Source organism: Bradyrhizobium yuanmingense (assembly GCF_025200905.1).
Taxonomy (GTDB): domain Bacteria; phylum Pseudomonadota; class Alphaproteobacteria; order Rhizobiales; family Xanthobacteraceae; genus Bradyrhizobium; species Bradyrhizobium yuanmingense.
The window spans coordinates 6,006,900-6,031,508 of record NZ_CP104173.1 but is presented as its reverse complement, the minus strand read 5'-3'; the positions used below and the strand labels follow the sequence as shown (position 1 = coordinate 6,031,508).

Genomic DNA, 24,609 nt, shown 5'->3' with positions numbered 1-24,609 from the left:
ATCAGATCGTTGCCGACGTGCTGCAATCTCGGGCTCACGTCCCTTGCGATCCTCCGAGCTCTTTCGACAATTTGCATGCGGTCAGGTGACGCGGCATGGAGCTTGACCTGGTCGGGAGCGAGGCGGAAAATCAGAGTGACGGCCCATTCACGACCAAAGCGGCCCCTCGGTCATGGCGGGTCCATAGCAGATCCGTCAATCGCGACCCACCTTCAGGGAGACCGAGCAGAAGCCCGCCACTCGAGAAAGAACCCTTCGACTTCTACCGCTCTGGACCAATGTGCTCTCGATCCTCGCGCAAACGGAAGGCTCCGCGGCTGCGCCCGGTCTGTCGCGTAGTGTTAATCCATCGCGATCTTGACAGGCGCAAGCGCTTAGCCGGAACCCTTGCTAGGGATCTGGATAGTTGTGCGAAGAAGCCTCCGGTTTGGACGAAGGTTCGGGATGGGATGGGACAGCAAAAAGGACGTCCATTTGGACGGCACATCACCAGGGTCGGTGAGCCGGCTGGAGGCTCTTGAAGGGCCGTCGGGGCGCCGTGTGCGTTCGGGAGCAGAAGGAGCTCGGATTGTCGCCGAGAGCCTGTTACCCGGTGCCCAGGTGTCCGAGGTGGCGCGCAAGTATGGAACGACGCGCTGGCAGATCTACTGGCGACGGCGCTTTCGACAGCGAGCCCTGTTGGCGGCGTGCGAAGCGTCGCAGCCGACATTCGCGCCTCTGGTGGTGGGAGGTGCGTTGGAGGAGCGTCAGGCTCCGGCAATCAAGCTTGAGATTGCGATTGGTGATATCGTGCTGCGGACGGATACGGCCATTGATACCGAGCAGCTGTTCCGGGTGATCCGCGTGCTGCGAGGCATCACGATGATTGCGGCCGGTGCTGATCTGAAGATTTACGTTGCAACGCGGCCGATCGACTTCCGCTGTGGCCACGATGGCTTGCGGCGAAGGTGCAGGAGATGCTTCGTCTCGACCCGTTCAGCGGACGCAGCCTTCGTGTTTCGATTAAAACGAGCGGATCGGATCAAGATTTTGGTCTGAGATCGAACGGGCTGGTGTTGGTGCACAAACGCCTCAAAGATTGCAAGTTCGTTTGGCCAACGGTCACGGATGGCGTGATGCGCGCGTCGCCGGCGATGTTCGCGGCCTTGTTCAAGGGCTTGGATAAGAGGCATGCTGGACGCGGCGCAAGAGACAGCCGCGGCGGTGATCCAGAGCCGATCGCGGAGCGTGACGGATCAAGGCTCTCATCGCAATCGCGGCTGCTTGCCTGCCCACTTTGCCGCGGGTGGAGCAGATTATCGAGCCTGCGAGCACGCTCTGCCCGTGCGGTTGCGGCGCCATGACGAAGATCGGCGAGGACGTCAGCAAGCGCCTCGACGTGATCCCGGCGCAATGGCGTGTGCTGGTCACGCGCCGCCCGAATACATCTGTCGCCGCTGCTCCGGCCCTGTCGTGCAGGCACACGCACCGGAGCATGTCATGCCCAGCGGGCTGCCGACAGAAGCGGCCATTGCGCACGTGATCGTCTCCAAGTTTGGCGACCATGCGCCATTTTGCCGTCAGGCCGAGATCTATGCGCGACACTGGGCGACTGGTCCGGCGCACCTGTTTCCATCTCCAACCGATCGCGGACCACATGCGCCGCCGCCTACGCGTCAACCCGGCTGCCTATATCACCCCTCGAGGCGATCATCGACGGCCATCCCCATAGCAGGATCAAAGACCTCATGCGGCGGCGCTTCCGCAAAACGTCAAGCAAACCTCAATAGGACCCGGCTGAGCGCTTACTGACAGGCGGGGTATGCAGTCGATGGAACTTCACAGCGGCAGACTGGCTTTGAGGTCGGATTCGGGCGATCGAGCTAGTTTGTACCCAGTGAAGAGCCGAAATAAGTTCCTCAGATTCGGGGCGCTCTCAAGTATGCTGGCAGAACTTGCGCGACCTACTGCTCGGCAGAGAGGCCCAACGGCGCGGAGGCCGCGCAAGCTCGATTAGCGTTTCCAGCGTGATCCTGAGAAGAGAGCTTCAGTCCGCCTAGGCGTTAGCGCCTGCAGCTTGCAAGCGCTCTGACTCGATGCGAGCCTTCAGGTTATTCAGATAATCCTCCGCGTAGGACTGGGCCACCGAAACCGGCAGGTTGATGCCGGCCGTCGCGGCTTCTTGAATTGCCTGCTTCACCAAGCCTTCTCGCATTGCTAATTTGACCTGAGGTCCGGCGATGCAGCCCACCGCCTGTGCCGCAAGGCTCAGCCCGGCTTCTTGCAGCGCTTGCTTTATGTTGCCTCCACTGATGGCAGTATGAAGAAGATTTGCAGCTTGCGCCTCGGCTTCGAGCACCATTGACGCCAGATCGGCCAATTCACCCAAGCCTGGAATGAAGCCAAGTACACCGACTGCTGTTGCGGCCCAGTCGAATACCTTAGAGCCAACTTTGAGCACGTCATTAAGTGCGTGCATGAAGGCGCCACCGTTCTTTTTGGGCGACTTGATGTCGGGCTGGTCTGCCATGCCCATCGTCATGTCCGCGACCGCGTCCTGCTCGGCAGGCGTTCGGACGGCATGCGTCTTCACTTGCTGAACGGTGCGGTTCGCACCCGACATGTTGTTGAAGAACTGGTTGAAGTCGGTGTTGCTGATGTTGCCGGAATCGACCGTATGGCCGCCGCCGAAGTCAAAGAACTTGTGCTGGGTTTTGTAGCCCGTAATCGCGTTGTTCATTAACCCGAACAACACAGGATCGGAGAGCAGCTGGGAGGCCGCCTTTCGCACCTCGGGCGCGAGGCTCTTATCATCGACCATGCTCGCCAGCTTTTCCCGGGTCAGGTCACCCTTCCCGAAGAAAGCGCTTTGGTTCTTGCTGATTGTATTGAGCGTATCGAGCTCGGCTTGCGTGAGATTCATCGATGATGAAGCAACCTGCAGGAAGTCCTCTTTGTGGACCTTGTCTATCGAGCCACCGTACAACTGCTTCCATTCAACCGGGTGGTCGAGGAAGTATTGAGCGGCCGCGAGGACCTGTGGCGGGCATTTGCCGCTTTTAGCTTCGCCGTCGACGATCCGCTTGAAATCCGCAAGGCTCAGGTTTTTTGGCAGGTTGTCGGCATAGCGGTAGAGCTCGCGCAATGCATCGGTCTGGGTCATAACCGATGGCTCGCCATTACGGGTGCCATCGGAAGGGATGTAGTTTTGCGTATAGCTCTTTGCCCGCTGCTCCTGGAAAGCAGCGACCTGAGGGTGGTGATCGGAGAAGCCGGAGAGATCACCTGCTTTGATCTTCCCGCCGCAGCGGCCGTCACCTTGCGAGCCTATCGCATAGAAGAGCTCTGGGTCCTGTTGCAAGGCCTCGATCGCCGCCTTTAGATCCGGCGGTGTGGAGGGATCGTTGGCCAAATCTCCAAGAGATTTCCAATCCAGCGGGCATTTATCTTTGTGTCGGTTTAGCACCGACACAATCTGCAGCTCGGCATCAGTCAGCGTGCCGCTGTTCCACGTGATCCTGGAGCTTTGTACGGGTGCCTCTGCAATCTTCGGGGCGCTCGCTGCGGAGGAGGACTCCGCGGAGGATGGCTCTGGGGCCTGCTGACATGCGTCCAGTGCGGCCTTGATCTCCGGCGGGAGGATGTTCCGCACCACCTGTGTGAGTTCCTCCGTCAGGCGCTTGGCTGATTCTGCAGCCGCCCGATCCTGAGGTGTGGAATGGTCATCAGAATTGTCTTTCAACGAGCAACCAGCCAGCACTGCCTCGAAGTCTGAAAGATCCCGCGCCACTGAGGGCCCGGGGGCCAGCACGCACAAAGTCGAGCTGGCGGTTAGCGATAGGTTGTTGATTGACATTATACGTCCTCTGATTTGAGATCGCACCACAAGCCGGTCATGTGGCGCAGCCGAGAATCGCGACGAACAACGAGCAAGAAATGTCGATAGGCTTCGATGGCTCCTACCACGTGCTTCCGATTGCTCAGTGCGCCCCAGCGCTCAGTTCCGCTACAATCTATAGGCACATCGCCGTCTAGATATTCACGCCATATGGTAGGTTCGATTAGCTTTCCAAAAGCTGACGGCGCTCAGAGGTTTCACAGCGGCGGGACGCGCAATGATAGTGTGAGAGGCGGTGAGCGGTTCTCGATATCGGAATCGGCTTGCTTGTATGCTGATCGCTCGCCTCCGAGCCAACTGGGTCGAACTAACGAAGCCGAGTCTGCCGCTCTGCGGATGGTCTCGTGCGCTGATCCTTGCAACAACGTCGCAGGTCTCCGCAGCATCTTATGGTGAAATCATCCACGCGTAGCGACCTCGCGCCTAAGCCCAACGAGAGTGTTGGCGCTTGCGTTGATGCTGCCGACGGTATTGCCCCGAGCGGATCGAAGCTCAGCTGCGCTAGGCATTCTTCATGTCAATTTCTTAGCCGCTTGGCGAGTGTTCGCTCGAATCTACAGGCCAAAGGGAAGGGTCCAGCGACGGTTTGAGACGAATAAAATCTTCTTCTCGCCATTCCGCCGTGTGAGGCACACCCAGGACGGTGAACGTTGTTGTCCGGACATCCCTGGTAGGTATGAGATCGCAACTTCTTAGCATTTCGATCTGAGCGGGCGTAGCTGTTTGGCCGGTGAAGACCCAGTCGTCCTTGGCGCGACGACCGTTCGCCATGGCGAAATCTCCAATTTCCGGCGGAGCAACCCCTGCGGGCAGCGTGGGCTCAGCTTGAGACGGTCCAGCGTGAGGTGACCCGGCCCGCATGAGCCAAGGCTCAAGATCTTGCCAAACAAGGTCGTTGCCGAAATCGGAGGCGTCCGCGCGGTGTTGAGCGATCGGCTGTTGGGAATTGGACCGCTCGCCGCCGCTCAATGATGGCTCGACACGCGATGATCTGGCTCCGAGTTGCTGCCAAATTAGGTCCTGGCTGTATTCGGGTATTTCATGCAATGCCATTAGTTCACGCTCAAACTCCCTTGGACCGGCGGGCGACGAGCACGAGTGGGACGCTGGGCCGTTGTCCGCCGGGCTTAGCGCGTTGAAGTCCATCCTGCTTTTCCTTTTGACAACGGAGTGGCTTTCATTCTTGTGGGACGAAGCTCATTTGCATGACGGGCTTCGTGGTGTTGTTCAAAAGCTCGCATGAGGCGCTAAAGTGGCAAAGCGCTCACCGATGCTGCTGGCCAGAATTCTGGTTCGCATCCGTTGCTGCGGCCTGGACGTTGACAACGCCACCCTGCGGCATCGGCCATCTACACATCCGCGCTCTGACAATGGCAGCAGTAGCTTTCGAAGAGCTGACAGAGGGCATAAGCAGACGTATTGCATCTCTTCCTAGGTCATCTGTTTTTATCACGTCATCTCTTACCTGCATCGGGTGTGTGGACCACGCCGTTTTGATGTGGCGCCTCCGGGGAAGGAGCGTCATTCGGTCGTCCTTCGCGAATGACCACGCTGGAGGATCCCCGAAATAGCATCAAAACCGACTCGTGCGGCGGCTTTTCGGCACCGCTCGAGTTTCGCCGTGCCTGTGCCTCGGCCGCAAGTCCCTTTATTGTTTGCTCCACAAGCGCGACAAAGCGGGGTGGACCAGAGGCGAAGACGAGGCCATCTCCCGGTACGGGTCTCACGATGTAACGCTCGTCGGAGATGTTGAGCGCATCGAGTGCCGCCTTGAACGCATCAAAGCTGATTGGACTCAACACGAAAAGACGGCTTTGCGCCTCGCGCGCATCGGATACGTAGAGCACCAGCCCATCGTAGTACCATTGAAGATTGTAGAGATTGATCAACCGTTCGAGAAACTCTCGCGGTGGGAGATCCGGCATTCGCCCGCGAATCCGCCCCTTCACGCCTGTGCTGACATTGACTCTGATATTTAGGTTGTTACCGAATTCCTGCAGTGCGGCCGCGAGGTCCTGATCCAGAACTGTGTAACTATAAGGCGTCGATGGCAGCGCCAGGGGAGCGCCGAGCGCCTCGAATACGCCCAAGCAAATGAAAACACCAGCATAGAGAACTTTCTTCAAGATGTGCAGCCTTGTGGATGGGATGAGCATTCCTGCTATTGTTACACTTGAGAACAAGCACCGGAATTCGTCTCAAAATTGGAAAGCCGATGCTTCGTGCCAAATTGGAAGCTAACCGTGATCATTAGATGACAGAGTCTCGTCAGTTTTTGGTCAGCTTGCTTCTCTAAGGTGTGGCCCATTCGTGTGAACGAACGGCTCATCTCACCACGTAACAGAAATGATTTCCTCCATGTTGTTTGGCGTTACGTCGATCTCTGCCAACTCGGTCGAGTGTGCCTCCAACGGCTGTTTGCCGGCAATCGGCCAGTTTGACGAGAGTCTTGCGCAGGCGGCCTCGAACCAAGGTGTCGCCTCTTCTGTGCCCGAGCGCGCGCCAGCGCCATCTCTGCCGGAAGTGCAGCGCGCAGTCACGCCGGCGATCCCGCTTGGCGATCGCATCCTTCAGAGCATTTCTGCTATTCACCAGGGCAAACCACTTCCGTCGGGCGCAGTTTCGCCGACGCTCGTCGGCGAGCCTGATCCTACCAAGAGTCTCCAGCTTGGGCCGGCTGCGCAACCGGTCTTGCGTGTGCAGCAAGTCGAGGTACATCCAGCGGGAAAACCTGAAGACGCGGATCGTTTCGACGCGGCGCTGGCGAATCTGCGGGATGTTTACAACGGCGTCATCCAGGTTTCGCTCCTCTCGAAGGGGACGGGTGCTGTTAGTTCATCTCTGAACAAGCTTCTATCGGCGGGCTGAGCGGGCCGTTGGCTGTTTTGACGAAAGACAGGATCGGTAATGGCCGACCCGCAAGAAAGCGGCTTCATGCTCTCTTCCTGCTGCTGCTTTTGCTGCCCCTCGCCGGTTGCAAAGCTGATCTGTATACCAAAGTTCAGGAGCGTGAAGCCAACGAGATGCTTGGGCTGCTCCTGAGCAAGGGCGTCGATGCCATCCGTGTCGTGGGTAAGGATGGGACCAGCACAATTCAGGTGGAAGAAAAGCAGCTCGCCTACTCAATCGAGCTGCTGAATGACCAAGGCTTGCCGCGCCAATCCTTCAAGAGTCTTGGTGAGGTGTTCAAGGGGGCGGGCCTCGTTGCCTCTCCGGTTGAGGAGCGAGCCCGCTACGTCTATGCCCTCAGTGAAGAATTGTCGCGCACGATCAACGATATCGATGGGGTTCTCTCCGCCCGTGTTCATGTCGTTCTGCCGAAGAATGATCTTTTGCGACAGGATGCAACCCCGTCCTCGGCGTCGGTTTTCATTCGACACGCCTCCAACGCGAAGCTCTCAGCCTTGCTGCCGCAGATCAAGATGCTCGTCGCCAACAGCATCGAAGGTCTATCGTACGACAAGGTGGCGGTCGTGTTCGTGCCGGTTGAGCGGGCTCATCATGAGGTCTCTGTTGTGCCAGCGGCAGCTTCCGCCGAACCAACCAAGTTCATCGCAACCCACATTGCGATCAGTGCAGGAGGTGCCCTCGCCGCGTTGGGCATTCTAACTTACGTGCTGCTGAGCACACGTGGGCGACAGCTTCGTCAATCCTGGCGCAAAGTGACGAATCTCGGCAGAGGTGCCAGCAAGCCAGCGGTCCAGTCCGCCGGCAGAAAACTGTCCTCCGATCCGAAATAGGCGGCAAGAAGGTCCGTATCGATGGCATCCACTGACCAAAATCATTCACTTAACCCGCATTCCGATCGCCTACGCGAGCTTGCCGCTTTGATTCATCCGGACCGGTTTGCCGGCCATCTTGATGGCCGCCTGTCGGCCGCCACAGTGCTGCAGTTGCAGAAGACTCCGAGACTGCAGCAAAGACTGGTCGAATTGCTGCTGGGCAGTGAGCTGGTCTCAAACGGAACCGACTGGGGTAGGGACATTCTGCTCGGGCATGATCCGCGTCGGGCGGCCCTGCTCGCCGGCAGTATCTGGCATGCCCGTTCGGTGCTCAAGCTTGTGTCAAAGCATGATGCAGCGATTCTGATCGAAAATGTTGGTGTGGAAGCGCATGCTTTCGCAATCCGACACATATCCCGCGCCGTCGCAACCACATCGATTGACGATCCGCAGAAGCTCGCTATCCAGATTGAACATGACGGATGTGCCTGCCTTGGTGCTTGGCTCAAGGACGCATCAGAGCTTGACCGTGTGCGCGTTCTTTTCCGCTTACCTGCGGGGACCACCGCCGAATCCCCAGCAGCCGAACACCACAATTCAGCGGGTCAGTTACTGTCTTTGGTGGTGGCCCACTTGGCCACGGAGGAGCCAGCGGCATGACGGCCAATGAAGCAGTCTTGCCAGATAGCCCGCGGATACGACCGCTTGGTCCGCTCATACCAGCCGCGGAAGTCGGTATTTGGTACGATGCGGTGCAGACGCGCGCGCTAGCCGAGCGATATCTGCGGCAGGTTCGCAGTTGGGCACGGAAAGCCTATCAGCAGGAGCGGCAGCGCGGCCATTGCGAAGGTCTTAGGTCAGGCTCAGACGAAATGGCACAGCTGATCGCCCGAGCTGCTTCCGATGTGGCCCGGCGAAAAGCCGTTCTGCAGCAGGAGTTGCCACAGCTCGTGATTGAGATATTGACCGATTTGTTGGGCTCCTTCGATCCGGGTGAGATGTTGGTAAGGACCGTTCGTCACGCCGTCGAGCAAAGATCTGGCGGCGCAGAAGTATGCCTTCACGTCTCTCCTGTGAATGCTGATGCACTAAGGCATGAATTCGCGGCGTTCGATGGAACGGATGGTCGGCCGAAAGTCAGAATTGATCCGGACCCGGCCGTGGGGCTCGACCAGTGCGTTCTGTGGAGCGAGTTCGGCAGTGTCGATTTAGGACTTGCCGCGCAGCTCCGCACATTGCGTCTCAGCCTTAATCCATCTTCTTAGGAAGCGATCCGTGACCACGCAACGATCAGGCCATCATCAAGCGGCCGGAGAAGGAGATGTGCATGCGGCGATAGCATCTTTAAGATTCGCAGCAAAGGATGTCGATACGCGTGCCGTGCGGGGACGGATCACGCGTGCGATTGGCACCTTGCTCCATGCCGTGTTGCCGGGGGCCCGTGTTGGAGAACTTTGCCTGTTGCAGGATCACGCATCCGGATGGTCACTTGAAGCGGAAGTCATCGGTTTGCTGCCGGACGGGGTGTTGCTGACGCCCATTGGCGAGCTGGTCGGCTTGTCCCACCGCGCGGAAGTGCTCCCGACCGGGCGCATGCAGGAGGTGTCAGTCGGACCCGACCTGCTCGGCCGCGTGATCGATAGCTTTGGCCGTCCACTCGATGGCAAGGGGCCGATAAAGACGGTCCACACGTGTCCGCTCCGCGGCAAGGCGCCCAACCCGATGAGGCGGCGTGGCATCGTGCAGCCGTTTCCGCTCGGTGTTCGCGTGCTGGATGGACTTCTGACGTGTGGCGAAGGTCAGCGGATCGGGATCTATGGAGATGCCGGTTGCGGTAAGTCGACGCTGATGTCGCAAATTGTAAAAGGCGCGGCCGCCGATGTCACCGTCGTTTCGCTCATAGGAGAGCGTGGACGTGAGGTGCGTGAATTCATCGAACGTCATATTGGAGATGCCATCGCTCGCACGATCGTTGTGGTTGAGACATCCGATCGATCGGCAATGGAGCGGGCGCAATGCGCTCATATGGCGACCGCACTCGCTGAGTACTTTCGTGATCAAGGGCTGCAGGTTGTTCTGATGATGGATTCGCTGACGCGCTTCAGCCGTGCGATGCGCGAAATAGGTCTTGCCGCAGGAGAACCTCCCACCCGGCGCGGCTTTCCTCCTTCCGTCTTTGCGCTGCTGCCTGGTCTGTTGGAGCGAGCCGGTATGGGCGAGCGGGGTTCGATCACGGCGTTCTATACCGTGCTTGTCGAAGGTGACGGCACTGGCGATCCGATCGCCGAAGAGTCGCGCGGCATTCTCGACGGTCATATCATTCTTTCGCGCGCGCTCGCCTCGCGAGAGCATTTTCCCGCCATCGACGTGCTGTCGAGCCGAAGTCGCGTCATGGATGCGGTCGCCTCTGATCCACATCGCAAGGCGGCATCCGTCTTCCGCGATCTGCTCTCGCGCTACAATGAGGCGGAGTTCCTGATCAAAGTCGGTGAATACAAGCCGGGCAGCGATCCACTGACTGATCGGGCAATCGCTTCAATCGAAGAACTGCGCGCATTCTTGCGCCAGGGACAGGACGAGCCGTCTAGCTTTGAGGAGACCGTTTCATGGATGTCGCGTCTAACGGCCTGAATCTCGTGCAAGCGTCGAAATTGCGGCTGGTGAAAGACATGAGAGAGCGAAGCGCGCTTCGTGAATTGTCGAACATGGAAGCCAGGCGCCGGATTGCGGTCGAAGCGCTACAGCGAGCGTCTGAGAATCTTGAAGGCGCGGAGAATCGTCGCGCCAAGGTCGAAGCTGAACTTTATCAGGAGTTGGCCTCGCTCGAGACGATGTCCGTGGCCGAGCTCGATCGTCGCTGTCAACTCGTCCTTGGGCGACTGGCAGCAGAGATCGAATCGGCACGCCAGGCGCGTGAGCAGGCGCGCGTCGCGCATGAGCAGGCCCAGCGGACAGTGAATGAGGCGCGGACCATATGGGCCAAGCGTTCGGCGGCGAGCCAAAAATGGCAGGAGATTGAGGGCAATGTCGAACGCACTACCGCTGTCCGTTCGGAGTGTGCAGCCGAAATCGATGCCGAAGACGAGGTTTTGCTCCGACATCAAGGTGGCTCGCGCAGCCAGGCAGTCGGTGGCTCGAACTAATGGCTGGTTGTCTTATGACGTCGCGAGCTGCGCCCGTGGAACCTGTCGGTAAATGCCGTGGGTGAACCCGTACTATTTCAGCCAGCGGTAAAGTTGTCGCATCGCGTGGTCTCGTGGATCAACGAGGTCGCCGCACCGCGCACGGTTCTGCAGAGCCGCCTTGACGATAAGCCGGTATCGATCCGTATAAACCGGCTTGTTTGGCAGGCCGAGCCATATGCAATGTCGATGCTCGACTGCGTCTTTTGCGCCGGAGGCGAGACCGCTGTCTTGTCCTTGCCCCGCCTTCTTGTCGAGGCGCTGATTTCGACGGTCCAGTCTGGCCTTGCTTTACCTTCCGACCCAACCCGTTCGCTGCTTCTCGAACTTGCTCTGGAACCTTGGCTCGCTCGATTAGAGATCATGCTCGCGCGGAATTTGCAGCTGATCCGCATTGAAGGCGCAAAGGCCAAAGGCCCCTACTTGGAGCTCGACGTTACTTTCGGATCCCTGGCCGCCGAGGCCCGCCTGTTCTTGTTCGCGCCTCTTGACGGTCTGGTTCCGTCTGCGTTTCGTGTGTTAGGCGAGTTGATCGGCCAATTACCGCGAGAGTTAGGCAAGATTTCTTCGGAATTGCCGGTCGTGATTGCGAGAGAGATCGGCTTGCTGCGGGCGCCCGTCAGCCTTCTTCGTCAAGCACAGCCCGGCGACGCACTGCTGCCCGACGTCATTCCATTTGCCCATGGCCAGCTCATCCTCGCTGCGGACAAGTTGTGGGCGCCGGCGCAGGTCGCGGGCGACAGACTTATCCTTCAGGGACCATTCCGCCTGCAGTCCCATCCTCTAAGGTATGCAAATATGACGATACGCCCCCAAGCGGAGCAAGCAATCCCGCCCTCGGAAGCCGACATCGACAGTGTTGAGATCACGCTTGTGTTTGAATGCGGCCGCTGGCCCATCCCGCTGGGTACGCTGAGAAGCATCAACGAGGGGCACGTATTCGAGCTTGGCCGGCAGCTGGACGGTCCGGTCGACATTGTCGCCAACGGTCAATTGATCGGCCGCGGCGACATCGTACGTGTCGGTGAAGCGTTGGGCATCCGGTTACGCAGCAGGTTGGCCGTCAATGGTTGACATTCAACCGAGCATCCTTGCGCTTGTCGCGGCGACCGTCGGCCTTGGCTTGTTGACATTCGCAGTCGTCACGACGACGGCGTTCATCAAGGTTTCCGTCGTTCTCTTCCTGATCCGCAACGCGCTCGGCACTCAGTCCATACCACCGAACATCGTTCTGTATGGCGCTGCATTGATCCTTACCGTGTTCATAGACGCCCCGGTCTTTGAGCAGACATACAACCGCGTGACAAAGATGCAACTTCGTTACGAAACCGCCGACGACTGGTTGACCGCCGCCAAGGAGGGCAGCGAGCCGCTGCGCGCCCATCTCAAGAAGTTCACCACTGAGGAGCAGCGCACGTTCTTCCTGTCGTCAACGGAACATATCTGGTCGGAGGAGATGCGCGGCAACGCAACAGCCGATGATTTTGCGATCCTCGTGCCGTCCTTTTTGATCTCGGAGCTTAAGCGTGCGTTTGAAATCGGTTTCCTTCTCTATCTTCCGTTCATCACAATTGACCTGATTGTGACGACAATTCTGATGGCCATGGGCATGTCGATGGTGTCACCAACAATGATATCCGTTCCTTTCAAGCTCTTTCTGTTCGTCACAATCGACGGCTGGTCGCGGCTCATGCACGGATTAGTCTTAAGCTACGCATCTCCGGGGAATTGAGATGGACGAGGCCAGCATCCTCACCCACCTCAGTCGATCACTGGTCCTGTTCATGATCTGGGTTCTACCGCCGCTCCTGGCAGCCCTGGTGGCCGGATTGGGTATCGGCATCGTGCAGGCAGCAACCCAGCTCCAGGATCAAACCTTGCCGCTTACCGTAAAGCTTCTCGTCGTCGTCGCCGTGCTCGTTCTGTTTGCTCCGGTGCTGAGCGCGCCGCTGATCGAGCAAGCCAAGCATATTTTCACTGAGTTCCCCGCGCTCACAGCGAGGTATTAGTGCGCGGAACGCAAAGCTGTCTAAGTGTTAGCTATAGCGCGCGTTTGTCGGCCTTCTGTGAACCACAAAGGCGAGTTCGTCAGCTTATCGAAAGCTCGCCTCTCCAGCAGGAGACGATAGATATCCGAACTGTCCTGTTCGGCTCCCTGAGCCTGGCGTATTCGGAGGAAGAATGACCCATTCGGAAGTTCTATCCATTCGATTTAGGTTATGCTCACGTGATGGAATTACCTGCTGTGACCTAGTCCTCGATGCATTGCCTGGCGAGTTGTCGACGCAGTGAACGGGCGAACCGCTTTGATTGCAAGCGGCCCCACGGTTCTGGCGTTCTGGTGAATGAGCCTGCGAATGAAGGTGCCGCTCGGGACCGATCTCCACAGACTGCGAAATTGATGGAAGCGTCGAGGCCCTCAGATCTCCAAACCGCGCTGTGGCCGGTGAGAGCGGTAGAAGCTTGGCTTGTAGGCCGCGCAGCGGCGCGATTTCACCGGTGGTGCTCTCATCGAACGGTTATACCTCTGCGCCGGATGGCTGTAGGCATATGGATGGTTGAAGCCGAAGGCACCTGCCCTGTGGGAGGCCTGTCGCTCTGCAACCGCTGGAACACGAGATCCTTGACGTCTCACATCATGGCGACGCGAGTGCGACGGTTGCATTGGCTGAAGGAAGGATGAGCTGAGCTAAAATGGATGCCTTGTCACCCACCGAGACGCAAACTCTGATTCAGACTGCTGTCGAGTTCATCGTGGCGGCCGGGCTTGGCGCGGCCCGGGCCCTCGGCATTATGCTGGTCCTTCCGGTATTCACGCGACCGCACATTAGCGGGATTATCCGCGCAAGCGTGACGGTTGTGATTGGAGTGCCTTGCTTGATGCAGATCAGGAACGGCTTGAAGACACTAGATCCGGGCACCCGTATGATTGCGATCTCGCTCCTCGGTTTGAAGGAGATCTTTATCGGCCTGCTGTTCGGTTTTCTGCTTAGTATACCACTTTGGAGCATCCAGGCCGTTGGTGACATCATTGATACCCAGCGCGGCATCTCCAGCCAGGTAGACGATCCTGCCACACGCAGTCAAACCGCTCCTATGGGGCTCTTTCTCGGGACTGCCGCGGTTACGATCTTTGTTGTATCAGGAGGTCTGCAGACCATGGTCAGATGCCTCTATGGAAGTTATCTGATCTGGCCCGTGTATCGGCTGCTACCGCCCCTGACCCACCAAGGGGCAATGGAGTTTATCGGGCTTCTCGACCATATCATGCACACGACCCTCGTGGTCGCCGGGCCTTTGCTGGCTCTGCTGCTTCTGATCGACGTATCCCTCATGCTGCTCGGGCGCTTTGCGCCGCAAATCAAGCTGAACGATCTGTCTCCGACCATCAAGAATGCCGCCTTTGGCATCATTATGGTCAGCTACGCCGTCTTCCTGATCGAATATATGGGAGCAGAGATCATTCAGTTCAGCGGCGTGCTGGAGTGGCTCGAGAAGATCTTGAAATGAACGACACGAGCGAAGAGAAAAACCTTCCACCAAGTCACAAGAAGCTGAGAGACGCGCGTAAGAAAGGGCAGAGCCCGCGCAGCGCCGACTTTGTGACCGCGGCAAGCCTTTGCGCTGGTTTCGGCTGCCTGTGCTTCAGGGCGGGCCCGATCGAAGACGGATGGCGCGAAGCCGTGCGGCTCATCGACAAGCTGCAGGAACAGCCCTTCAACAGTGCGGCCCGGCAAGCGTTGGTCGGATTGATGGACCTTTCTATAACGGCCGCGGCTCCCATCCTAGGTGCGGCCTTGGTTGCGGCGATTCTGGCCGGTGTCTTGGCCGGCGGCGGGCTGACGATTTCGGTTGAGCCGCTTAAACCCGGCTTTGAGAAATTGGACCCCGTCAAAGGGCTGAAGCGGATTTTCTCCCAGCGCTCGGTTGTCGAGCTTGGAAAGTCTGTCGTCAAAGTGTTGGTTCTTGGCGCTACGTTCGTTTTCACTGTGCTCGCAAGTTGGAGGGCACTGGTATACTTGCCCCTTTGCGATTTGAGCTGCTTTGGTTTTGTCTTTAAAGAGCTCAAAGTGCTGATCGCGATTGCTGCCGGCGCTTTTCTGATTGGCGGCTTGGCCGATCTGCTCATTCAGCGTTGGTTATTCATGCGCGACATGCGCATGACGCAGAGCGAAGCCAAGCGCGAGTCCAAGGAACAGGATGGCAATCCGCAGATCAAGGGTGAACACCGCAGGCTCCGCCGGGAGTCGGCGAACGAGTCTCCGCTCGGCATCCATCGGGCGACAGTGATACTGACGGGGCGAGCGACATTGGTTGGGCTGCGCTACGTTCGGGGCGAGACCGGCGTCCCGGTATTGGTGTGCCGCGGTGAGGGCGAAACGGCTTCGCAGTTACTGGCGCAGGCGCGCGCCCAACGTCTAAGCATTGTCGAAGATCATGTCTTGGCGCGCCAGCTGATCCGAAAAGGTGCGATGGGCAAGGCCGTTCCGATGGAGTGTTTCGAGAGGGTTGCAAAGGCAGTCTTTGCCGCCGGCCTAGTTTAGCGTCGCGCAAAACAGCGATGCTTAAATCTCTGGTCAACGACCCAACTGTCTCAGAAGCGGATCTGCAAGCTGCGCGATCCCAAGAAAAGGACCGAGCAAAGATAGGATTCCGGGAGGCTCGTCGGCCGATTTCAAGACTGTTATGGATAATGCCAACCGACGTCATGCTGCTCGCGTCTTACCAGCCGATTATTGGGTTTCTGGCGCAACCCTGTTATGCGTCTCATCCTCCAAATTGCTCCTGTTGCCCGCCGACGTGGCCCCACGTGCGGTGAGGGGAAGCACTGCACGATCACCACTGGTCGGCATGACAGCGCCATTGCCTAACAAGTCGCCAGGTTCATTGACCATGACCGCAAGGTTATTTCGGACTGAGCAGCCAAGGGTTGGATTGAACGAATTGTCGTTCACCGTAGGACCAACGATGGAAAGGGAGGGGCAGACCGGAGGATGGGCTTCGAAAGTGATCGCTTCGATCCTCACCCCGGAACGAGCCGGCAAATCCACGCGAGAAGCAGACAGGCGGATGTTGTAGTTGGCAACGCCCATGGCGCGAGCCTCGTGGGCCACCTGTGCAAGGAGTCTGGGTGGGCCGATGACGCCCACATGGAGGGCATCCCGCCGGCCGCGACTGGTCGCTGCAATAAAGCTCCGCAGCCGATGCCGTTCGGGGCCACGAAGGTTCTGCAGGAACAGCACGCTACTCTTCTGCTCGACCTGGATTTCTTGGTCAGCCGGCGCCGGCCGGATCGAGGCAGTATTTGCGCAGCCCCCCAATGTTGCTCCAATAAGGATCGGGTAGCACAGATGTCGAAAAGTCATTTGGCGATCCTCATTCGATAATAAAGCCGGCGCTGCCGGTCAATCCTGGTGCGCTGGCGCGAGGCGCATCGCGCTCTCGCGGCGGCCGGGCTACCGTGTTCGTCAATATCCGCCCCGCGTCTGAGGGCGGTGAGATCCGGTCGCTCGGCGCACTCATTCGGTTGGGATTCGGTCCCGGCCGCACGATGTAGGGCGTGACAATAATGACCAGCTCGGTTTCACGTTTTCGAAACGATGAGGAGCGGAAAAGCGCGCCCAGGATCGGCACATCGCCGAGCCAGGGAAACTCGCCAATATCAGTGTTGAAGTTGCGTCTGATGAGGCCGCCGATTGCAAAGCTCTGACCGCTCGCGAGCTCGACCACGGTGCTCGCCCGCCGAGTCGAGAGGGCAGGGACCGCCATGCCATTGATTTTGACTTCGCCTTCGCTCGATAGTTCGCTGACTTCGGGCTTCACACGGACATTGATCTGATTATTGTTGAGAACCGTCGGAACGAACTCAAGGCTCACACCGAACTGACGAAATTGGACCGAAACCTGCCGGTTGTCCTGCATCACCGGAATAGGGAATTCGCCTCCGGCGAGGAAACTTGCGGCTTCGCCGGACATCGCCGTTAGATTCGGCTCAGCAAGGATTGAGGCGAGGTGCTCGCTCGCGAGAGCGTCGAGAACAGCGCTCAGGTTGGTATTGCCGGCGCTAAATCCAATCCCGATCGTGCCGCCGCCGCCGGCCGCGCCGGACCCGCCCCCTTTGCCGCTCACAAGGAAAGCGCCGTTTGGGCTCGAGGCCGTGAAGTTGATGTTGAGATCCTTGACGGCGCTGCGGGAGACTTCTGCCACCCGTACACTGAGATTCACCTGCAGTGAGCCGGCGACCTGGATCTTGTTGACAACCAGCGCGCCTGCGCCAAGAAACTGCTCAGTGACCTTCCTGGCGGTCTCGACCACATCCGCATTAGGCGCCGTACCGCTAAGGATCGCGCCGCGCGGGGTATAGCTGACCTGAATTGGATAGTCGCCGACCTCGGCCTTCAGCGCGGCCCGCAAATCCTCGATCGGTTGGGTGACGACAACACGCAGCTCGGCGAGAGCCTCTCCGTTGTCGTTCAAGGCAAACAGGCTCGTCCGTCCGGCCTTTTTGCCAAACACGAAGATCGTGGTGTTCGATGGCGCCTGATAATCCGCAATCGCTGGGTCGGCTATAAAGATGCTCGCAGCCGGTCCGGTCAGATGAATTGTCTTGCCCTGTGAGGAGGTAAGGTTGATCGTGCCCGTGGTGCTGCCTGGCGCCGCACGTGGCGGTTCCCCTTTGCCATCCCGCTTTGCCTGAGCTGTGACAGCAAGCGGAAATAGCAGAGCGAGACTGCACAGGACGTAGCAGAGGCGGGTAAAAGCGGCATAGTGCGAGCCGCTGGCGACCATCGGCGGCTCGCCGGCGTCATTGTTAACCACGTTCAAGGGAGTGCTGCTTTCAATTCGATCGGCTAGGCAGCCGATGCTGCGCCGATGAGTTCAAGGGTGTAACCGACACCGCGCGCGGTCTTGATCCTGAGCGTTGCACCCGCTTGGCTCAAATGCGTGCGTAATCGATAAATCCCGACTTCCAGCGCATTGGTCGACACCTCATCGTCAAATGCATACAAGCTATCTTCGAGCGATGCGCGCGGCACGGTACGGCCGGCGCGGTTGAGCAGATGTTCAAGAATGCACACTTCGCGGCGCGCAATTCTCAGTATTCGACCACCAACCGAGACTTGTCTCGCGATCGGATCGAAATGTAGATTCCCGAATGTCACCACCGGCGCCAACATCTGCGTTGACCGTCGCAAAATAGCTCGCATGCGGGCAATGAGTTCGTCGATAGACACGGGCTTGGGCAGAAAATCATCCGCGCCGGCGTTGAAGATCGCAATCCGCCTACTGAGATCATTGAGATTGCTCATCATCATAGTCGGCATAGACCGCCCCTCGCGCCGCAACTGCTTTAGCCAGTCCAATCCGTCTCCATCCGGCAAAGCCAATTCGAGCAGGACCATGTGGTAGTTCGCGCAATCGAGCGCGGCGGCGGCCTCATCCAGCGTGCGTGTCACGTCAACGGCGAAGCCGCGATTTAAGAGTTCGTCCTTCACGTCGCGAGCGAAGTCCGCGTGATTATCAACCAGGAGAATTCGCATTTCATCGCCTTTCGTCCATCCACGCCAAGACCTGAGCACGTCACGATCAACCCTGGGGCTCGATGCAACTGAGAGGCGGGTGCAATGATGTGAATTTGAACAGCCCGACCCGGGCCGGAGCATGTCGACAGACGATCGATATCTGCGGATCCCTCGTCATCGGATGATCCGCGGACCGCCGCGGGCTTCTTACGCAGCCGGCGGCGCTCAACGTGGCCCGCACGCCAGCAAGAGATCTGATCTCGTTTGAATGCCTGTAGGCCGCGGTAGCCTGCTGACGCCTCCGCAGGCCGCTTACAGCCGTTCTTCCATGCACTGCGCCGACGCCTGCGGCGCGATTAGAACCAAGCCGCGCAATCGAAACCAAAGCGTGGAAGGCGATCGAATTTGTGACCGCTCGAATGAGCCGAACCGACATTTAGAAACTCTCCGAATTCGTCTTGATCCGCGGTCAATCTTGCTGGGCTGTTGAGCCGTCGTGTCGTGGAGGTGTCGACGATGCAAGTTCTTCCGCATTCGAAGACACTTTACGCGGCGCATCTGGTTGGTGGCTTCACAAGCCGAGATGAGACGTACAAGCGATCAATGCCGCTCTCGGCTTTATGAACACCCTCCCCGCAGTCCTGCATGGCGCCAGAATGACTGGTTCTCGAAATTGAAGTTGGCGTGTGCCCGGCAACGGAGACATAGCGACCACCAGCATACTGCTCGCGGGCCGCGTCTTGCCGTTCTTGCGGGGCGATTGGCACTACATCCTCTGATCTGCGCATAAGCGATGTCGGACGCTGGCCCCGGGGAGGAGCAACGTAGCAGCGTGACGGGGAGGAGCGGCGGAGCATTGTGCTTTTGAGACGTTCGCAATTCTTGCTACCTGTCAGGAAGAGTTCACGCGAGCGGGTTTGTGTCGCGGGCTGTCGTAAATCCTACAATCTGACGCAAGGTGAGATTCAAGTACCTTTGGCCACTGCTCGTAGCATTCCTCCGCGAAGTCGCCGAGAAGTCCGAAGCGGGGACGATGCACTCCGACCACCATCGAGCTCTGGGCAACGGTCGTTTCTCTCGCTAATGTCATGAGATTTCGTCGATCCAATTAAGGCGGAGCTTGAGCCAAAGTCGATGACGGTGTGAAGGCACTCGTCTTTGCTGGGACTTAAGGCGGGACGTCACGGTGGTCCGGCTGACCCCATGCGCGACAACTTAGCAAAGAGACGGTGGCGAACCGTGTGATGCGTCTATGTGAAGAGCGGGCGCGAACTTCTGGGCTGCAGAGGCGCAAAGGCGCAAGGCGCGCTAAGCGGCAAGGGACGGTAGAACAAGCGATTGCCACGCGACATTCTTGAATGCTGCCTCCATAGATCGCGATCGATTATGAGGCTTTTAGGTAAGTTCGGCAAAATCGATTGTTTTGATGGAACGCATCCAGGTCGCGAATAGGCCGTGTGCGGCCACATGGTTTGCCGCGGAGCGATGCCTCCTTGATCTTCGCCATTGATTGATTCGCGCGCCAGCTCTTTTGATTGATGCGCTCACAACGGCATGTCGAGTTGCGACGGGATCGATGATCCGCCTTGCGCGGTCGCGTCATCCGGGCTCCACGCCAGGTGTGCCGGCGGCGATCGGATCGATGTTGGCAAGGCCGCGGCACCCTGATGATAGCGGTGGAAGAGCGAATAATGGTGCGAGCGTTTCCCCGAGAGAGCGTCAGCCACTCTGGGATGGGCGCGCTTAGTCCTTGCGCAGGTATGCGCTGATCTGAACATTATTCGCAAAGCGATTATCGCTGTCGTGAAACAGCGCCGCAGGGGCCAATGTTCCTTAGGTTGGTCGTCTTGGTGACCATGACGGAACGTCTGCGCGTGGCGCGCTCGCCGCTTGTCTAGTCATTCCTCTCCAGTTGTCCGCTTGTAGGGGTTTTCTTCGTTTGCGGTTCGGTAGCTGTCCAAATTGCCGCCCAGGACAAAGCGTTCGGTCTCTCGTGTTGGCGTTCTGCCCAGAGAGCACATCAGATCCAGGTCCGCATCGACGTTGTCCTGATCTTCCACATTCATCCTAAGGCGAATAGTGCTTAGTACGGCGTCCAAACTGCGGATTTCGGTACGGCGTATGTGTGTAGCATGTTCGCATTGTTGGCGATCGCTCTTGCCCAGTGGTCAACCGACACGGTGAGTTTGGATGGATCTTCGACGAGTGAGACAAATGGAGAAGCCGTTGTCTTGCCGCGCATGTGCCATCCAGCCTGGCGCGCCCGATCCAGGGGATATCGTTCCACAGGACCTCCAATGGAGGAATGATCCCGCGCCGTGTTGCGGACATGTTTTGGAAACGATACAGCTTGAGATAGGACGATGCCTCTATGTTTTCGAGAATGCGGTCCTGATCGACACGGCTGTCTCGCGGTGCGGTTGCGGGGGCTCATCGTGCTGATTGCTGTTCGGCCACGGCTATCTCGTTCTTGAGCGCTTCAAGCGTGGCACCTGTTAACGTCGCGGCAAGTTGCGCGCGCGCGGACGAATGATGCAGCTGGATAATGAGTGGACACCGGCGCCGCTTCATTTGCGAATTCGGTGATCCGGCAGCGGGAGCAGGTATTTGATGAACCGAATGCAGACGATGTAGCTGGTTTTCGAAGTCTGCTTGATCGTCCGACAACCGCACCGGTGAGCTGGCTTGAAGGCTCAATTCGTCTGCTTGCCCCCATCCTGCTGGCGCGGATGCAGCAGCGCATCTTGAGCGTCTCAGGCGACGGATACGGGAGCTGTTTGAGGGGCTGATGGTAAGCGCCGTTCCGCTCCCACCTTCTCACGGCACATGGGATAGGCGAGTTTCACGATCTCTTTGAAGGGATCGGCTTGTGTCTATGCTTGACCATACGCTTAATTCGGACGTGACGGCGCGCCGGCTGGAAGTGATCACGGAGACGGGACGCCGTCGTTGGTTCTCCAAGGACGACAAGGCCCGGATTGTCGAGGAGACGCTGGTCGCAGGCGCGGTCGTTTCCGAGATTGCCCGGCGACACGGGCTGACCCCACAACAAGTGTTCACCTGGCGCCGGCAAGCACGCCGGCAGCCGGCGCCGATGGCGGACGATCCGCAGTTTGTACCGGCGGTGGTAGACGCCATGGCACCAGTCGCGGTTGCTGGCCATGAGCGCAAGACAGCGCGACGTAAGGCCAAGCCGGATGTCGGGGCTCGCCGTTGCGATGCCGGGTGCATCGAGATCGAAGCCGAAGGCGTCACGATCCGGGTCGGCCGAGGCGCGGACGTGGCGATGATTGCGGCCATCCTCCATGCGCTGAAGGCAAGCCGGTGATCGGCCCGTCCGGAACTGTCCGGGTGATGGTGGCAACCAAGCCGGTCGACTTCCGCAAGGGAATGGAGGGCCTGGCTATGTTGGTGCGCGAGCACATGAAGGCCGATCCGTTCTCGGGTGCTGTTTATGTGTTCCGTGCCAAGCGGGCGGACCGGATCAAGCTGATTTTTTGGGATGGTACGGGTTTGTGCCTGTTCGCCAAGCGGCTCGAGGAAGGCGTCTTCCGCTGGCCGAAGATCGAGGACGGCGTGATGCGTTTGTCGGCGGCGGAATTGTCGGCGTTGCTCGAAGGGCTCGATTGGCGGCGTGTTCACGCGGCACGGGAGACGGTCGTCCCGACGCAAGCCGGATAATTGTGGGCCGCGCTGCGGCGAAGTGAATCAGGGGCATCGAGCACGTCGTCAGGCGGGCGCGAATATGCTCTGATTTGCCTGTGAGCGATAACCTTCCTGATGATCCCGAGACGCTGAAGGCGATGCTGCTGGCCGAGCGGCATGAGAGCGAGCGGCTGCGCCAGATCATCAAGGAATTGCAGCGTCATCGCTTTGGCCGCAAGGCAGAGTCGCTTCCCGAGGAGCAGATGCTGCTAGGCCTCGAGGACGTCGAACAGGTTGCGGCCTGTACAGAAGCCAGCCAAGACGAGACAGCTCCGGAAGGCCGGGCCGAACCGGCGCGCAAGCGCCGCAACAATCGCGGAGCACTGCCGGCGCACCTGCCGCGGATCGAGGTCGTCGTCGACATCGACGACAAGATCTGCCCCTGCTGCCAGGGCGAACTGCATCGGATCGGCGAGGACAGGAGCGAACGGCTGGACATGGTGCCGGCGCAGTTCCGCGTTGTCGTCACCCGGCGCCCCAAATACGCCTGTCGCGCCTGCGAGGACGGCGTCCTGCAGGCCGAGGCTCCGGCCCGGCTGATCGAGGGCGGACTGCCGACGGAGGCAACCGTCGCCCAGGTTCTGGTGTCCAAATATGCCGATCATCTGCCGCTTTACCGGCAGGCCCAGATCTATGCCCGCCAGGGCATCGCTCTCGATAGATCGACGCTGGCGGACTGGGTAGGGCATGCCGCCTTCCATCTGCGCCCGCTGCATGAGCGCCTTCTCACGGTGCTTCGCGCGAGATCCAAACTGTTCGCCGACGAGACGACGGTGCCGGTGCTCGATCCTGGTCGAGGGCGCACCAAGACCGGCCAGCTCTGGGCCTATGCCGCCGACGACAGGCCCTGGGGCGGCCTCGATCCGCCCGGCATCACCTATGTCTATGCACCCGACCGCAAGGCCGAGCGGCTGTTCAGCCATCTTGCCGGCTTCAAGGGCGTCCTGCAGGTCGATGGTTACAACGCCTATCCAAAGCTTGCCGAGCGTGGCGAGGTCGAGCTTGCCTTCTGCTGGGTGCACATGCGGCGCAACTTCTACGAACTCGCGACAGCCGGCCCGGCGCCGATCGCAAGCGAGGCGCTCAAGCACATTGCCGCATTCTATGCGATCGAGAAGGAGATCCGCGGCTGCAGCGCGGAGGAGCGCCGCCTCGTGCGGCAGCAGAAGAGCCGACCACTGGCCGATGCCTTCGAGGTATGGCTGCGCGCCAAACTGGCTCTCATCAGCCAGAAGACCAAGCTCGCCGACGCCATCCGCTACGCCCTCTCGCGCTGGCAGGGACTGACGCGCTTCATCAATGACGGCCGCATCGAACTCGACAACAATACCGTCGAACGATCAATCCGTGGCATCAAGCTCAGTCGCAAGAACGCGCTGTTTGCCGGATCCGACGGCGGTGCCGAACACTGGGCTGTCGTCGCGTCCCTGGTCGAGACTTGCAAGCTCAACGACGTCGATCCGCTCGCTTATCTCACCAACGTCCTGACCAGGATCGTCAAAGGGCATCCCAACCGCGACATCGACCAGCTATTGCCCTGGTCCTACCGCGCTCAAGCCCTCAAAGCCGTGGCCTGAGCACGACGCTTACGATCCGACGGCGGTGCCGAACACTGGGCTGTCGTCGCGTCCCTGGTCGAGACTTGCAAGCTCAACGACGTCGATCCGCTCGCTTATCTCACCAACGTCCTGACCAGGATCGTCAAAGGGCATCCCAACCGCGACATCGACCAGCTATTGCCCTGGTCCTACCGCGCTCAAGCCCTCAAAGCCGTGGCCTGAGCACGACGCTTACGGCTGATGGTTCTGCTCAATCTGTCATTCCGCGCGATGACACTCGCGAGAAGGTAAGTTCAGCGAACCTGACCTACGATGTTGTGATGTCGGAATAGCCGTCACGACCACTTGCGTCGGATTGCGACCGATTGTCTTGTTCGAAATGCAACGACGCTTCATGTCCGTGATCGGTCAAGCGCGTTGCGACGATCACGTCTTGTGGCGTTTCGCTCACGCGAAACTTTAGTTCCTTGGAGGAAGAAGAACATATGAACTTAACCGGCAGAGCCCTATTGATCCTGTTGTCCATGCTTTCTGCGACCACCGTGAGCACGCTGGCAAGAGCAGATGAGACCTCGCCGAAATACGCTGAGGTGCTCAATGCCCTGCAGACGGGCAAGAGCGTGAAGCTGATAATGGATATGGCCCGCTGTACTCCCGCCGAAGGGGGCAAGCCCAGCTCTGCTACACTGGCCGGATTGGCGATCAATGCCTTCAGGGTGACTACCCAGAATGGCATCAGCTTTGCCAATGCGCATCAAACTGTCGATAGCTCTGGACATGCTGTGACGGAATACATTCGCCATAGCCTCAGCCGTGACGGCAAGCTTACCGTGCGGGCTTCCAAGCTTGTCGTCGGAAGCACCGAACTGGTGAACCAGGGCGAATTCATCTGCGAAGTGCCCGATGGGGCGAGGTTCATCTGGTAGCAGAAAGAACTGCCCCTGGTCTGAATGCGCATTGGCTTTGACTGTTTTAGCGGTCTAGCCGGCATCGCAAGCCATCAAATGATGGTCCTCGATAAGTAACGACGGCCAGATCGCT

General features: G+C 58.9%; 21 protein-coding genes and 3 pseudogenes. 19 read left to right on the top strand and 5 right to left on the bottom strand.

Annotated elements, in window-relative coordinates:
- Window positions 1–444 precede the first annotated feature (444 nt).
- Window positions 445–1,112: pseudogene (tnpB, locus tag N2605_RS27900) on the top strand (IS66 family insertion sequence element accessory protein TnpB); the annotation flags it as partial.
- Between the two features lie 139 nt (window positions 1,113–1,251).
- Window positions 1,252–1,581 (top strand): annotated as a pseudogene (locus N2605_RS27895) (IS66 family transposase zinc-finger binding domain-containing protein); the annotation flags it as partial.
- Window positions 1,582–2,035: 454 nt separating this feature from the next.
- Here the strand turns inward: N2605_RS27895 and N2605_RS27890 are convergent.
- On the bottom strand, window positions 2,036–3,835 hold the full coding sequence (locus N2605_RS27890) for an HrpF/NolX family T3SS translocon protein (RefSeq protein WP_260344001.1): 1,800 nt from the start codon (window positions 3,833–3,835) through the stop codon (window positions 2,036–2,038).
- Window positions 3,836–5,331: 1,496 nt separating this feature from the next.
- Window positions 5,332–6,033: a secretin N-terminal domain-containing protein gene (locus N2605_RS27885; protein ID WP_260343999.1), complete on the bottom strand. Its 702-nt coding sequence runs from the start codon at window positions 6,031–6,033 to the stop codon at window positions 5,332–5,334.
- Window positions 6,034–6,235: 202 nt separating this feature from the next.
- Between N2605_RS27885 and N2605_RS27880 the strand changes: the two genes are divergently transcribed.
- The 11 genes from N2605_RS27880 to N2605_RS27830 all read left to right on the top strand — a co-directional run bounded on the left by N2605_RS27880 (window position 6,236) and on the right by N2605_RS27830 (window position 15,325).
- Window positions 6,236–6,745 carry a nodulation protein NolB gene (locus tag N2605_RS27880; protein WP_260343998.1) on the top strand — a complete coding sequence of 170 codons (510 nt, stop codon included), beginning with the start codon at window positions 6,236–6,238 and terminating at the stop codon, window positions 6,743–6,745.
- A 17-nt stretch (window positions 6,746–6,762) separates the two neighbouring features.
- Window positions 6,763–7,617 (top strand): type III secretion system inner membrane ring lipoprotein SctJ, encoded by an 855-nt coding sequence (gene sctJ / locus N2605_RS27875; protein ID WP_260347511.1) that lies wholly within the window; start codon window positions 6,763–6,765, stop codon window positions 7,615–7,617.
- Between the two features lie 21 nt (window positions 7,618–7,638).
- Window positions 7,639–8,259 (top strand): nodulation protein NolU, encoded by a 621-nt coding sequence (locus tag N2605_RS27870; RefSeq protein WP_260343997.1) that lies wholly within the window; start codon window positions 7,639–7,641, stop codon window positions 8,257–8,259.
- Complete coding sequence (sctL, locus tag N2605_RS27865; RefSeq protein WP_260343995.1) at window positions 8,256–8,864, top strand: type III secretion system stator protein SctL; 609 nt, start codon at window positions 8,256–8,258, stop codon at window positions 8,862–8,864. The genes N2605_RS27870 and sctL overlap by 4 nt, the downstream gene beginning before the upstream one ends.
- A 10-nt stretch (window positions 8,865–8,874) precedes the next feature.
- Complete coding sequence (gene sctN, locus N2605_RS27860) at window positions 8,875–10,230, top strand: type III secretion system ATPase SctN (protein WP_311735336.1); 1,356 nt, start codon at window positions 8,875–8,877, stop codon at window positions 10,228–10,230.
- Window positions 10,206–10,742: a hypothetical protein gene (locus N2605_RS27855; RefSeq protein WP_260343994.1), complete on the top strand. Its 537-nt coding sequence runs from the start codon at window positions 10,206–10,208 to the stop codon at window positions 10,740–10,742. Before sctN ends, N2605_RS27855 begins: the two co-directional genes overlap by 25 nt.
- Before the next feature lie 57 nt (window positions 10,743–10,799).
- Window positions 10,800–11,855: a type III secretion system cytoplasmic ring protein SctQ gene (gene sctQ / locus N2605_RS27850; RefSeq protein ID WP_260343993.1), complete on the top strand. Its 1,056-nt coding sequence runs from the start codon at window positions 10,800–10,802 to the stop codon at window positions 11,853–11,855.
- On the top strand, window positions 11,848–12,513 hold the full coding sequence (gene sctR, locus N2605_RS27845; protein ID WP_260343992.1) for a type III secretion system export apparatus subunit SctR: 666 nt from the start codon (window positions 11,848–11,850) through the stop codon (window positions 12,511–12,513). The genes sctQ and sctR overlap by 8 nt, the downstream gene beginning before the upstream one ends.
- A 1-nt stretch (window position 12,514) precedes the next feature.
- Window positions 12,515–12,790, top strand: coding sequence for an EscS/YscS/HrcS family type III secretion system export apparatus protein (locus tag N2605_RS27840; RefSeq protein WP_260343991.1), 276 nt, complete (start codon window positions 12,515–12,517; stop codon window positions 12,788–12,790).
- Window positions 12,791–13,475: 685 nt separating this feature from the next.
- Window positions 13,476–14,291 (top strand): type III secretion system export apparatus subunit SctT, encoded by an 816-nt coding sequence (gene sctT, locus N2605_RS27835; protein WP_260343989.1) that lies wholly within the window; start codon window positions 13,476–13,478, stop codon window positions 14,289–14,291.
- A complete protein-coding gene (locus N2605_RS27830) occupies window positions 14,288–15,325 on the top strand; it encodes an EscU/YscU/HrcU family type III secretion system export apparatus switch protein (protein WP_260343988.1) in 1,038 nt (345 codons plus the stop codon). The genes sctT and N2605_RS27830 overlap by 4 nt, the downstream gene beginning before the upstream one ends.
- 189 nt (window positions 15,326–15,514) lie before the next feature.
- Here the strand turns inward: N2605_RS27830 and N2605_RS27825 are convergent, their stop codons facing one another.
- Genes N2605_RS27825 through N2605_RS27815 form a run of 3 tightly spaced genes read right to left on the bottom strand, consistent with a single transcriptional unit; the run spans window position 15,515 to window position 18,322 of the window.
- Window positions 15,515–16,147, bottom strand: coding sequence for a CpaD family pilus assembly lipoprotein (locus tag N2605_RS27825; protein WP_260343987.1), 633 nt, complete (start codon window positions 16,145–16,147; stop codon window positions 15,515–15,517).
- A 10-nt stretch (window positions 16,148–16,157) separates the two neighbouring features.
- Window positions 16,158–17,606, bottom strand: coding sequence for a type II and III secretion system protein family protein (locus N2605_RS27820; protein WP_260343986.1), 1,449 nt, complete (start codon window positions 17,604–17,606; stop codon window positions 16,158–16,160).
- Window positions 17,607–17,632: 26 nt separating this feature from the next.
- On the bottom strand, window positions 17,633–18,322 hold the full coding sequence (locus N2605_RS27815; RefSeq protein WP_260343983.1) for a response regulator: 690 nt from the start codon (window positions 18,320–18,322) through the stop codon (window positions 17,633–17,635).
- 2,531 nt (window positions 18,323–20,853) lie between these two features.
- Between N2605_RS27815 and N2605_RS27810 the strand changes: the two genes are divergently transcribed.
- From N2605_RS27810 to N2605_RS27785, 6 genes and pseudogenes are all read left to right on the top strand, one after another.
- On the top strand, window positions 20,854–21,093 hold the full coding sequence (locus tag N2605_RS27810; protein WP_260343982.1) for a hypothetical protein: 240 nt from the start codon (window positions 20,854–20,856) through the stop codon (window positions 21,091–21,093).
- Window positions 21,094–21,179: 86 nt separating this feature from the next.
- Window positions 21,180–21,632, top strand: coding sequence for an IS66-like element accessory protein TnpA (gene tnpA, locus N2605_RS27805; protein ID WP_260343607.1), 453 nt, complete (start codon window positions 21,180–21,182; stop codon window positions 21,630–21,632).
- Window positions 21,629–21,985 carry an IS66 family insertion sequence element accessory protein TnpB gene (gene tnpB, locus N2605_RS27800; RefSeq protein WP_063980520.1) on the top strand — a complete coding sequence of 119 codons (357 nt, stop codon included), beginning with the start codon at window positions 21,629–21,631 and terminating at the stop codon, window positions 21,983–21,985. The genes tnpA and tnpB (N2605_RS27800) overlap by 4 nt, the downstream gene beginning before the upstream one ends.
- Before the next feature lie 122 nt (window positions 21,986–22,107).
- Window positions 22,108–23,586 carry an IS66 family transposase gene (tnpC, locus tag N2605_RS27795; RefSeq protein ID WP_260347495.1) on the top strand — a complete coding sequence of 493 codons (1,479 nt, stop codon included), beginning with the start codon at window positions 22,108–22,110 and terminating at the stop codon, window positions 23,584–23,586.
- 15 nt (window positions 23,587–23,601) lie between these two features.
- Window positions 23,602–23,790, top strand: a pseudogene (locus tag N2605_RS27790) (transposase domain-containing protein); the annotation flags it as partial.
- Window positions 23,791–24,035: 245 nt separating this feature from the next.
- On the top strand, window positions 24,036–24,494 hold the full coding sequence (locus N2605_RS27785; RefSeq protein ID WP_260343981.1) for a VirK family protein: 459 nt from the start codon (window positions 24,036–24,038) through the stop codon (window positions 24,492–24,494).
- The last annotated feature ends 115 nt before the right edge of the window (window positions 24,495–24,609 follow it).